Consider the following 12317-nt stretch of genomic DNA (forward strand, 5'->3'; position numbering starts at 1 on the left):
TCCTTTCCCTCAAGGTACCTTCTTGCAGCTTGTATTTTTTCTTGTGGTGTTAATTTGGACATATAGAAAAACTGCACCTCCAATTGTTAGATTGTGTCTAACAATTGGGGTGCAGTTCATTCGGGACGGTCTTTTTGACGTCGCGGTGTCGTCAGAGAGGCAAGCTCTTAACGGACATGGATGCCGCTATTTCATATAAACACTGGCAGTCATGGTGATAACGGACAGGTGTGACGCTATTTGGTAAAAAGGAGCAAGTTGGACTAGCAAAATGGTGGGATAGCGTCGCTGCTGTCCGTAAGATCAGAAAAAGGCGCATATAGTGTGGAATAACGTCTCCCTTGTCCGTTAGGTTACGGGGAAGGCAATGGGGATGAGGGAGGCAAGCTTGTGTGAGGAAAAGCGCGTTGCAAAAAAACCATGGAAGACGGCCAAATGGCCGCTTTCCATGGTTTTTTGTAGTGGGCTTAGAGCGCAGCCCTTATTGTACTTTGTCCAACAATCGGTAAATCACAACCGCGGCCTGTGCTCTAGAAGCATTATCCGCAGGAGCGAATTGTCCTCCTGTTGTTCCGCTGAGTAGACCTAAGGCTGAAGCGATTCGGACGTAGGATCTAGCCCATGTACTGATCGTGCCTTCATCGGCATATTTGACCTCTTGTGTGGTGACGATATCTGCAAGCTTTTTACCTGCGGCATGTAAATAGGCATTAACCATGGTGAGGGCCATTTGTTCCCGCGTGATAGGCGCATCCGGAACAAAGGTTTGCTCGCTCATGCCGCTGATAATACCCGCAGAATAGGCCGCATAGACGGAATTCCGATACCAAGCATCTGCAGATATATCTTGGAATATGGCGGCATGATCACTTTGCTGTAATTTTAACGCTTTAGCGATGATGGTGACGAATTGTGCTCTTGTCAATGTGGTATCAGGTTGGAAGGAGTCTTGATCGATGCCATCGATAATTCCTTTGCCAGCCAAGTTTTCAATTTCTTTTTGTGCCCAATGATCCTTAATGTCCTTAAGGATTGTCTCGTTTTGCTTCTCAAGAACGGCATATTTGGAGAAATGAGCAAGTGAAGCCGTCATGGTGCCATCCGCATTGAGGGAGCCACCGATTGGCGTCCAAGCACCTTGTGCTTCATCGTAAACATAGACGCTTAGTTTATGAACATCTTTGACCTTTTTCGTATCAAAAGGAATGGTGACTTTCACAGGTGAAGCAAATGTACTGATTTTCGACCCATCCTCGGTTACGGAAAAATCATAAATAGCGGATGCTGATGTGAAATTCGGGATGGCTGTAGTAGACTTGCTCGATGTGAACAGAATTTTGCTAGTCGAAAGCTTGATCGGCCAAGCATTTGGCGGAATCTGCATGTTGATATCATTAGACGCGATAACGATCGGTCTGTTCATTTGCGAAGCCTTTTGAACAATATCAGCGTCGATCTCGACGGAGAGGATGTCCACTTTTTCCTTCGTTGTAGCATCCAAGGTTAAGTCAGACAAAGCTTTATTTAATTGGATTAATAAATCAACGTGTGCGGGTTTGAACTCATAGGTCATTTTCCCATCGGCATTGAGGAAGGGAGGTTGTTGTGAGCTGCCACCGCCGCCTCCACCACCACCACCACCTGCGTTAGGAGTAATCGTATACAGATAATAAGTATTATCGCTGAAAACATTGTTATGATAAGTGGCAACTGTTAAGGAAGTATCTTCACTAAACTTAAGCTCACCACCAGATATAGGGAACGTCGATATGATTGCTGCTTTATTCTTCTGCTCGATCTTATAGTAAATAGTTCCAGTTGTATAAGGAGAAGTGAGTGTGACTGTTTGTGTTCCTCTATATGCACCAGGTTGTAAGCTAACTAAAGGTGTGTTAGGTGGGCTATAGAAAGAAATCAGGTTTGAACGATGGTACGCTACACCGCCTGTTGGAAGTGGTTCTTCCCATGTTCCGAACATATAGAAGTTATGAACAGGATCAACATTACTCATCGTAGCAGCTAACTGCTTTTGACCGTTAAGAAGCGGTGCCCAAGATGGCGTTGCAACAAAAGCATATGGTCCATCTAGTTCCCTAATAATGCTAGTTTCATTGTAGGCTTTGGAATTAAGATATACCGAATAAGTGACATTCACGATGTCATCATGAATATCCACTAATTTAAAGTTATAACTGAGAGTAGGGTTTGTAGGGAAATTAAATGCTACGGCAGGTGACAATTGCAACCTAGGCACTTCAAAGGCACGGATGCCGTTAATAAGACCGTCGCCATATGCCATCTTTTGTGAAACATAGTTAAAGGGATAATGGTTGGATGGTTCATAAATATTCGGCTGTAAAGAAAGTAGATTCTCTGGTTGTGCTGACGTTTGAAGAATGAGCCGTATATCTTCTGCATCCAGATCTGGATTAGCTGCTTTCAATAAAGCAGCAAGTCCTGCAACAAAAGGCGTAGCCATGGATGTTCCTGACTTATAATCATAGCTGTTACCAATAATCGTACTATAGATATTAATGCCTGGTGCAACGAGATCTATTTTGCCTATATTAGAGAAATCCGCGATGGCATAACTTAGATCAGTTAGTTGGGCAATAGCGCCAACGCTGATAACTTCTTCATAAGCTGCTGGGTAGCTAGTAAAATAGGCAGTACGGTGGGTATCTGTGGTATCCCAAGGTTGCGTAGTGTATTGCCCAATTTCGTCCTTCGTCCAATTATTGCTGTCGTTGCCAGAAGCCGAAACAATCACAGTACCTTGATCATGAACTTTTTTAATAATGTCGTGCAAGGCAATACTGTCTGCATAACTGCCCAAACTCATATTGATCACATCAACTGGATGGGCGAGTACGTGTTGGAAAGCTTGGTACAAATAGCTCGTATCTCCTCCACCAGTACTATCAAGAACTTTAAGTGGCATGATCTGGACGCCATGAGCGACACCTACATCAGCCCCGCCATAAGGTTGCGCTGCAATAATCCCTGAAACATGTGTGCCATGACCATTATCATCTTGCGCATTGTTATCTTTGTTTACAAAGTCGTAACCTTGGATTATAGAATTTTGTAGGGCTGGATGTGTCATATCAATACCCGTATCCATCACGGCCACTGTGACATTCTGATTCTTTGTGAGATCAGAGTAGGTGCCCATTTGATCAACATGAGCCGCACGTTTCCCCCAAGTTTTCTTGTATGCCGAAGTTCCGGTATAGACCGATTGTGAGACAGTGGGTACTATATCCGTAGCTACTTCTGTCGCAATTAAATGCACCTTATAAACCGGCTCCGCATACTCCACATTCGGGTCCTTTTGAAGCTCAGCAAGCTTATCCGAGACAGAAAGCTCATTCCCGAAGTTGACCGTTGTCCACGAAGAAGCGGAGCGCGCGGACAATGACTGGATGCCGTTAGCAGCAGGCTGCTGCTTGTATTTCACGAGAACCTTCCCCGGAACGATGTCGCTCTCATTGAAGGAAGGCACCGTGGATGTGCTGGCTTGATCATTCGGTTCTTGAGCAAATCCGAGTGTTCCAAGTGAGAGATTGAAGACGGTAAAGAGTGAAACGAGTGCAAGAAGTAACTTTCTTTTATACAAAACCATGACATCCCCCTAGTAAATGTAATATAAATACGAAAAAAAAGATTCATTTCATATTTTACATGTTGATAGGGGAGGTTTATGTCGGAATATGTCGACGTTCTCTAAATATTCGATAAAACACTGGGTTGGGTCGCGTTCAAGCGACGGTTCTGTCTGCCGAACGAGATATAATACAGACCGAGAATAACAAGCTGAGAACCGAGCAACACGACATAGATATTGCTAAAAATAATGCCAGATCCGTGGCTGAATAGTGGATTCCAGCTAGACATGGAAGTCGATCCTAGATCGACGGCTTTGCTGTACAGTCCGATGGCGATACCTTGCCCAATGAAATTGGCCATCGATATCATACCCATACCCACGCCGACCTGATCTGCCGGCAGTGTTCGAGAAACCGAATTATTCACAGCAATGACGATGAAGGACTGCCCTACATTGCCAAGAACTAGGAAAACGGCAATGAGCAGCGGCGAGCTGCCAGTAAATGTGGTGAGCAGAACGAAACAGGCCAGCAATAAGCTGGAAGCCATGTAGGCCACATACGAGTTACCTTTGGCATCGGCCAGCTTGCCGCCTCTACGGCCAAATAGCGCAGATGCAGCGGCGGCAGGAACCAAGGCAAAGCCAATCCATACGGAAGGCAACTGTTGAACATCCGTTAGCAGCAAGGGACTAAGTACATAGAGTGAGCAGCAGCTTCCGCTTATGAGGAACGAGAGGGTAAGCCCGATCGTATATTTTCGATTTTGAAATAGTTTCGGTGCAATAAAAGGCTCACCCGCGGTGCGAATCCGCACCATGAATAATCCAAGAACGAGCAGTGCACCGAGTATAAGCCAGAAGCCATTCGTCACGCTGAGCAGGAGTAAAGCAATGGTGACACCTAACAAACCGCCGCCAATCCAGTCGAATTTGCTTGAACTTACGGGCTGTTCATTGCCTAGGTATTTTCGGTAAAAGGGAAGTGCGACCAGCACAACGAGAGATACGGCGAACAACCAACGCCAGTGTAGTGTGCTAATAATGAGGGCTGCAATCACGGGCCCAAGGGCATTACCAAAAGCTAGGCCGACAGCTGTCATGCCAAGTGCTGCCCCTCTTCGCTCCGGAGCGAAGTAGCGTAATGGGATAATCATAGCAATCGCCGGAATGACTGCGGCACCAGCGGCTTGCATGCATCGGCCGACCAGCGCCATGCCAAATGTTTGCGACGTCAGTCCGATTACGGAGCCTAGTGCGAATAGAAGGAGTCCGAACGTAACTAAATCTTTTAATCTGTAGCGGTCAGCGAGCTTCCCATATGTAACGGCGCCAATGGCGTAGATCATGATATAGGCAGAAGATAACCAGCTTACTTGGGCTATCGTCAGCGCAAATTCTTTACTGATTTTTGGGAGGGCTATGTTGAACATAACGCCGCTCATCATGGATAAGGTCATGGTGAACATGAGCACACGCATTAATTTGTCAGCGGTTTGCAGTGGTGCTTTGGCTGTCATAAAAAGGCACTTCCTTTCAAGAAAAGACTGTCAGTACTTACTGTCATCAATGCGAGAAAAAAACTAGGGCCGTAAAGCCCTAGCAAATAACTGGATACTCTCTTGCACGAAGGGGGCTAAGGTAATGCCAGGATAGCTTTTCTGACTATCTAAATCATTCATGAAAGCCCCGAAATGCATCATAATAAAGGTAAAGGCATGCAGCTCAGGATTCGTTGCGACGATTTTCCCTTTTGCGGACATGTCGATGAAATAATTGGTCAATATCTCAAGCAGCTGTTGAGGATGCTTCTGGGTACGAGTGCGAAAGCCGGGTAATTGGCCCTCATCTTCTTTGAGCGAGATTTGAATCATTTTCCGATTCCTATTCATGATTTCATGATAGGTCGTGCTCACGAGTAGAAGATCCGTCTCCAAATCCCAGACGAGCTTCTCGGCAAATAGTTTCTTCATCTCTTCCGCATAATGATAACGGTCGAAAGCCGCTTCGAGAAGTTTCTGTTTCGTGCCAAAATGGCGAAATAAGGTCTTCTCGCTGAGACCAGCCGCGGTGGCGATTTCCAGCGTCGTTACCCCGTTGTAGCCTTTTTCCGCGATCAAATGGAGTGCTGCTAATAGCAGTTTATCGCTGCTTCCCATCTTGCTGGTGTCCATAGCGTTATCCCTCTTCCGAACAAAATGTCAGTACTCACTGACATTTATTTTAAACGGGTTAGACGTTATAGTCAATGAGGATTTCAGATTAAGCTTGCTAACGTGCTGCCATCGAAAACTAGAATGCTCATAAATGGGTATGAAAGGTTCTCATGTGTTAAAAAAAGTGCATTAAATCGAAAGAGAACCCTGTAACAACGGGGTTCTCTTTTATTGATCATCTCTTATTTGCGCAGCAATAATTGGTCATTGTCACGGAAGAAGCGGTCAGGTACGATCGGATATGTGCAAGACCAGAAGACTTAACCTACATAAGGAAAAGAAAGTTGTTCCATAATCTTTAGGCTGGATAGAATGAGATCGGGAGGATGAATTGATGAAGAAGGTTAAAAAGAAAGTGAGTATGCTGATAGCTGCTAATTTGCTTTTTAGTGTGGTTGCCTCATCTGTTCCATTTTATGAAAGCGCAACCAAAAGGGCTGAAGCCGCTGCGGTGAATCTGATGACGAACGGGAGTTTCGAGCAGGCGACAACGGCCACGGATATGAATTGGAGCAGTGTAAATGCTCCCGCGGGTTGGGGGCTATGGATTCCTACTGGAAGCGGGAAGGCTCCAAACAAAACCGTGAATGTTACGCTGGATATGGCGACAGCTCATGAGGGTAGCAAGTCGGTATTGGTAGATGCATTTGCAACAAGCAGAGTCTCTATTAATCAGACGGTAACAACGGTGACCGCGGGTAAATCCTACCGATTGAAAATGTGGTTAAAAACAGAGAATGTGTCAGGTACAGGAGCATACTTCAGAACACAATTTTATAACACAAGCAAAGTTGGAGACGGTCCTTCAACCGCCAAATTGTTAGGTACGAACGATTGGACGATGCAGCAAGTGTTTATGACGATACCAACGAATGCAACTAAATTGGTCATCGAACCATTTCTTGAGACAGGGATGGGGAAAGTATGGTTCGATGAAGTAAGTCTGGAGGAATATAACGGAGTAACAGGAATTGCTTTAGACCCAAGCGCGATATCTATGACGAAAGATACAACGACTACGCTCGCAGCGGCGCTCACTCCGACGAACGCAGTGGATAGAACGGTGATGTGGACTTCCAGCAATCCGGATGCAGTCATAGTGGACAGCAATGGAAAAGTGACGGCAGTAGGTGTTGGAACGGCAACGATTACCGTTTCAACACCTGATGGGACGATTTCAGCACAATGTACAATTAACGTTGAATCAGCGGAAATGGCAGCATCATACAGTGCGCTTAGACAGAAATGGGCCGATAAATTAACAGGAGGTACTCTGTTCAATCCTGCGGATTCGGATATGGCCGCTAATCTCGCTAAACTGGCAGATAGTGTATCGAATGCAGCTCAAACTGGCTTCTGGGATCGGTTAAATAAAGCGGGTAATCGGACACATGTATGGAGCGATTTGACGAGTACAACCGATTCGAGCCAGATTAGCACGGCTTACGGTCGTTTAAAAACGATGGCAACAGCTTATTCCATGCCAGGGACTCCCTTGTATCAGAATACTTCCCTGCGAGATGATATCGTAAGCGCTATGGAATGGATGTATACGAACCGGTATAACGAAAACAAAAGTCCATACGGAAATTGGTGGGACTGGGAGATCGGGGTCCCGCAAACCTTGAATGATCTCATCGTGCTCATGTACGGGCAATTGACTCAGGGGCAGATCACCAAGTTTATTAAGCCGATTGATAAGTTTTGTCCAGATCCGAAGGTGGGTTCCGTTCTTGGTGTCAAAGGAGTCAAAATGACGGGAGCTAATTTGCTGGATAAAGCACTGGTTGCTACGGTTCGGGGTGTGATCGGAAATAACAGTGCCAAGATCATTCAAGGGCGGGATGCGATAGGTCCGGAATTTGTTTATGCAGATCATGGGGATGGCGTTTATGAAGACGGTTCACTTGTTCAACATACCAATATTGCTTATACAGCGGGATACGGAGCAGTTTGGCTAAGCCGAGCCGCTGATATGACGTACTTGTTGAACGTTTCCCCGTGGCCGGTAACAGATCCTAACGTCAATAACGTATACAAATGGGTGTCAGATACGTTTGAGCCGGTGATTTACAAAGGCCTCTATATGGATATGGTCAATGGCAGAGGCATGTCTAGGCAAGCTTCAGGCAGTGCAAGAGGAACGATTACAACGTTGCTTCGCTTAGCCGAAGGGGCGCCAGCGGATGTAGCGTTATCCATTAAGCGTATGGCGAGCGAGTGGATCTTGTCGGATACGACATATAGTAATTATTTCGATGGATTATCTGTCTACGAATTGAGTCTTGTGAAAAATCTCCTAAACGATGCCGCAATTCAGTCAAGAGGTGAATTGATCAAAAACCAGGTGTTTGCTGGGATGGACCGTGTTGTCCATTTGCGCGAGGGGTACGGTTTTGGAATCAGCATGTTCTCCGATCGGATCTCAGCGTTTGAAAAAGGCAATAACGAGAATTTAAAAGGTTGGTATACGGGAATTGGTATGACGTACCTTTACGATCAAGATCTGGGCCAATATCGCAATGATTTCTGGCCAACTGTAGATTCATTCCGGTTGCCAGGAACGACAACAAATGGCTCAGGCAAAGGCGTGACGCCAGGTGAATGGACCTCGTACATGAATGCGAAAGAGTGGGTGGGAGGATCGACAATTGACGGGCTTTACGGCGTGTCTGGGATGGATTTTTCCTTGACGAAAGTGACCGGAAGCGACCTGCAAGGCAAAAAGTCGTGGTTTCTGTTCGATGATGAAATCGTCGCATTAGGCGCAGGCATATCAAGCAGTAAAACTGGACCACAGCCAGTAGAAACGATTATTGATAACCGTAAATTGAGTAATGCGGGGGATAATGTGCTCACCGTGAATGGAGCAGCCAAACCAACTCAGCTTGGTTGGTCGGAAACGATGGAGAACGTTAACTGGGCTCATTTAGCCGGGAATATGCCGGGAACGGATATTGGCTATTATTTCCCAGAAGCGGCCAACGTTTATGGATTGCGCGAAGCGAGAACAGGCAAATGGAGCGACATTAACAGCGGTCAATCGGCGACGCCAATCACTCGGAATTACATGAGCTTGGCCTTTGAACACGGGGCAACGCCTTCGAATGCTTCCTATTCGTACGTGATGCTGCCGCATAAAGATACTGCAGCTACTCAGCTTTACAGCAATGCGCCAGATGTTGATGTATTAAGTAATACGACAGATGTACACGCGGTTAAAGAGAAGAAGCTCGGGATTACCGCTGCGAATTTCTGGCATCCAGGAACGGTCGATTTCATCACCGCGCACAATCCTTCTTCTGTCATGGTGAAGGAATCCCAATCGGAGTTATCTGTTGCCGTATCCGATCCAACACAAAAGCAAAGCACAATTACGCTTGAGCTGAACAAGGCTGCGTTATCCCTCGTGCAAAGTGATGATACAGTTACGGTTGTACAAACATTGCCGACTTTAAAGCTCCAGATTAACGTAGCGGGTTCCGTAGGCAAAACGCATGTCGTAACATTCAAGAAGGATACGACAGCACCCGTCATCGTTCCAACCGTTTCGATGAATGTCTACTGGACAGACGGCGGTAGCCTAAATTTCGATATTTCCGATTCTACAAGCGGAGTAGCGGGGAAGTCGCTCACGTTGAACGGCAGTGAAGTAAGTCTACCCTATACGTTCAGTCCTTTAAGTCTGTCAATTGGCAATCATTCCGTAATCGTTTCGGCAACGGATACAGCGGGGAACGAAACAAGATCAGCGTACACGCTGCATGTAGCGATGGATGCAGGCCATTTAGATGAATTGGTCAGGTATGCGTATCAGCAAGGTTGGATTACCAACCAAGGCATTTACAACAGCTTGTTAGTCATGATTGATGTTCTTCAAAAGCATTTAAATCAGACACAAGTACAGCAGGCGTTCAATGCGTTAGAGAATCATATTCGTGCACAATCAGGTAAAAAGATCGACGCAGGATTCGCAGGGAAATTGTTAAACGCGATTGCCTTTTTAAAGTCATAATCTAAATAAATTCATTCGAACAAATGCAGCCCGACTTCGTCTATGTGATGAAGTCGGGTCATCCTTATTTCTCGAGATACTTGATTTTACACGACGAACCGATTAAAATGCTCATTATTCAGTCAGCGAGGTGATTGCCCTGCGCAAAATATTCATGAATTTATGGAAGCGTTTTTTCCGAGGCAAAACGATCTTTCGCAATATGGTCACTCTTTCCTTGTTCGCTGCGATTATTCCTGTTCTCGTTGTTGGAATTGGGAGTTATTTATATTCAGCATCTGCTGTCCAGAGTGAAGTGAATCAATCAAATGTTCGGATCTTAAATAACGTATCTTCCACCATCGATTCCACGTTAGATCGCTTGCAAAACAATGCGATTCAAATGTTGTTAGGTACATTTTTCAGCTCTAACTTAGTGGAATTAAAGAGCACGAATTACGCCGGCTTTTACTCGGGAATTTCACGGGAATTATCTGCGCTCATGAATGGGAATAAAGAAGCTAGCGATGTAGCTGTGTACATACCGGATGAAGGTTATTTGATCTCTCCGATATATGGGGGGAGACGAATTGAAGGCATCGCGGAGCGCGAAACGCTCCTTAAAGAGCTTGCCTCTAATGATCAGCTTAGGTGGGTCAGCGGGCCATACCCTTTCATACCAGGCTATAACGACAAGGGCATTACGTTAATTGCTAAATTGCCCCTGCTGGGTAAACAGCTGATCGGGCTTATGTTTATACGTATTAATGAAGAGCTGTTCCAGAATATTATGAAACGGTTTATCAGCTATAAAGGTGAACAAATGTTCATTTTGGACGAAAAGGGAGTACTTGTAACCTCGATGGGGGAAAGTGACGTTCCGGAGGGGTTATTTGATCGGGTTGCTCATATAGGTTCGGAACAGCGTTTTCAGTTCGCCTATAACGGAACCGAATATATGGTGACTCCTATTACATCTTCTTTAAATAAATGGCAATATATCAACATGGTTCCGATCGATCAATTAAACGCCAAGTCGAATGGGATCAAATTAATCACACTGATCATTGTTCTCATATGTTTGGTGTTCGGAGCACTTATAACGCTATGGGGCACACGTCGTGTATATCGCCCTATTCAGAATCTTGTCGCTTATGTGAAAGACGGACAAACGGATGAAGTAGAAACCGATGAAGTGGGCTTTGTTCATAAGCGATGGGCTGAGCTCAGCAATACAGCGAATGACATGCAGCAGCAACTGAGTGACCAGTTGCCGCTGATTCGCGAAATCTTTGCGTTGCAGCTTTTACAGGGACGATTTCTCTATTATTCCGAGGATCAGCTAACGGCGATGCTTCGGAGGTATAACGTACCAGCGGATAAGGAAAGTATGGTCATGGTTATCGCCTTCGATTTGCAATCGGAAGGAACGGTGCGTTTTCAAGAAAATGATCGTGAGTTGATCGTCTTTGCTGTGAAAAATATTGCTAGTGAACTTTTACAATCCCATGCGATGGAAGGAATCGGCATTAATCTGCTGAATGATCAGGTTGCTGTTTGGTTGTATAGGGATCCGCTGCAATCCGAGGATGAAGAATCCGACATTAAACATTTTGCTGAGCGGCTGCGGCTCCTTGTATCGGACTATTTACGTCTTCAAGTTACGATTGGGCTAAGTGGCAAGAGTGAACAGATTGGCGAGCTGCCTGAACTATACGAGGAGGCATTGCTAGCTGTCCGCTCTCGTATTATTGTCGGTGGCAATCAAGTCATCGCCCATACAAAGGGTAAAAGTCATTTGGACATGCATTATCGATATCCGTTGGAGATTGAGACGCATTTTGAGAATTCATTGCAACTGGGAGATCGTGATGAAGCCGTCAGGATGATGGACGAGTTTGCGAAAGCAATGGGCGCTGCGATCCAGAAGCCTGAGCTTATTCAAATGTCGTACTATCGCCTGCTTACAGCTGCGATTCGAACTGCCTACATGCTCGGATTGGATACCGCTCAATTATTTGGAGAATCGAATGAGGATCCGTATCTCCATATTCGCAATATCAGTACGACTTATGAATTGAATGCCTGGTTTAAAGAACAATTGGTCGAACCCATCGTTGCTTATGTGCATGGCAAGCAGCATCAAGAGCATGAGCAGTTGATTGCGAAAGTGGTTCGGTATATGGAGGAGAACTATCACTTTGATTTGTCGCTGGATCAGTGTGCGCAAATTTGTGGATTGAGTCCTCAATATTTAAGCAAGCTGTTCAAAAAGAAAAAGGATGTTTCCTTTATTGAATATTTGACCAAGGTAAGGATTGAGAAGTCCGTTGAGTTGCTTCGTACGACGGATTTATCGGTATCCGAAGTTGCTGAGCGAGTGGGGTACCAGATGAAAAACTTTATCCGCGTATTTAAAAAGCATATGGGCGTGACGCCAGGTCAATTCCGAGGATCAGACGAGGAAAATTAGAATGCCCAAAAATTATTTTATCGATTC

At 45.4% G+C, this 12317-nt stretch carries 6 protein-coding genes; 3 read left to right on the forward strand and 3 right to left on the reverse strand.

Annotated features, from left to right (window positions below):
* A partial coding sequence (locus tag HQN88_RS37400; protein ID WP_216855856.1) for a hypothetical protein occupies positions 1-199 on the forward strand: 199 nt, incomplete at its 5' end.
* Between the two features lie 282 nt (positions 200-481).
* Here HQN88_RS37400 and HQN88_RS27985 read toward each other — a convergent pair.
* The 3 genes from HQN88_RS27985 to HQN88_RS27995 form a co-directional block, all read right to left on the reverse strand.
* Complete coding sequence (locus tag HQN88_RS27985; protein WP_173118716.1) at positions 482-3619, reverse strand: S8 family peptidase; 3138 nt, start codon at positions 3617-3619, stop codon at positions 482-484.
* Positions 3620-3726: 107 nt separating this feature from the next.
* The gene (locus tag HQN88_RS27990) at positions 3727-5127 is read right to left on the reverse strand and encodes an MFS transporter (protein WP_173118718.1); all 1401 of its coding nucleotides are present in this window, start codon (positions 5125-5127) and stop codon (positions 3727-3729) included.
* A 63-nt stretch (positions 5128-5190) separates the two neighbouring features.
* Positions 5191-5781, reverse strand: a complete 591-nt coding sequence (locus tag HQN88_RS27995) for a TetR/AcrR family transcriptional regulator (protein ID WP_173118721.1) — start codon at positions 5779-5781, stop codon at positions 5191-5193.
* A 376-nt stretch (positions 5782-6157) separates the two neighbouring features.
* Here HQN88_RS27995 and HQN88_RS28000 point away from each other — a divergent pair, with 376 nt between their 5' ends.
* On the forward strand, positions 6158-9838 hold the full coding sequence (locus tag HQN88_RS28000) for a polysaccharide lyase family 8 super-sandwich domain-containing protein (protein WP_173118723.1): 3681 nt from the start codon (positions 6158-6160) through the stop codon (positions 9836-9838).
* A 154-nt stretch (positions 9839-9992) separates the two neighbouring features.
* The gene (locus HQN88_RS28005) at positions 9993-12290 is read left to right on the forward strand and encodes an AraC family transcriptional regulator (RefSeq protein WP_173118725.1); all 2298 of its coding nucleotides are present in this window, start codon (positions 9993-9995) and stop codon (positions 12288-12290) included.
* The last annotated feature ends 27 nt before the right edge of the window (positions 12291-12317 follow it).

The sequence above is a fragment of the Paenibacillus qinlingensis genome, assembly GCF_013204845.1.
GTDB classification, from domain to species: domain Bacteria; phylum Bacillota; class Bacilli; order Paenibacillales; family NBRC-103111; genus Paenibacillus_E; species Paenibacillus_E qinlingensis.

Bases quoted from the DNA above. Each gene is read 5' to 3' on its own strand.
- HQN88_RS28005 (WP_173118725.1), top strand. From the start codon at position 9,993: ATGAATTTATGGAAGCGTTTTTTCCGAGGCAAAACGATCTTTCGCAAT.
- HQN88_RS27990 (WP_173118718.1), bottom strand. From the start codon at position 5,127: ATGACAGCCAAAGCACCACTGCAAACCGCTGACAAATTAATGCGTGTG.
- HQN88_RS27995 (WP_173118721.1), bottom strand. From the start codon at position 5,781: ATGGACACCAGCAAGATGGGAAGCAGCGATAAACTGCTATTAGCAGCA.
- HQN88_RS28000 (WP_173118723.1), top strand. From the start codon at position 6,158: ATGAAGAAGGTTAAAAAGAAAGTGAGTATGCTGATAGCTGCTAATTTG.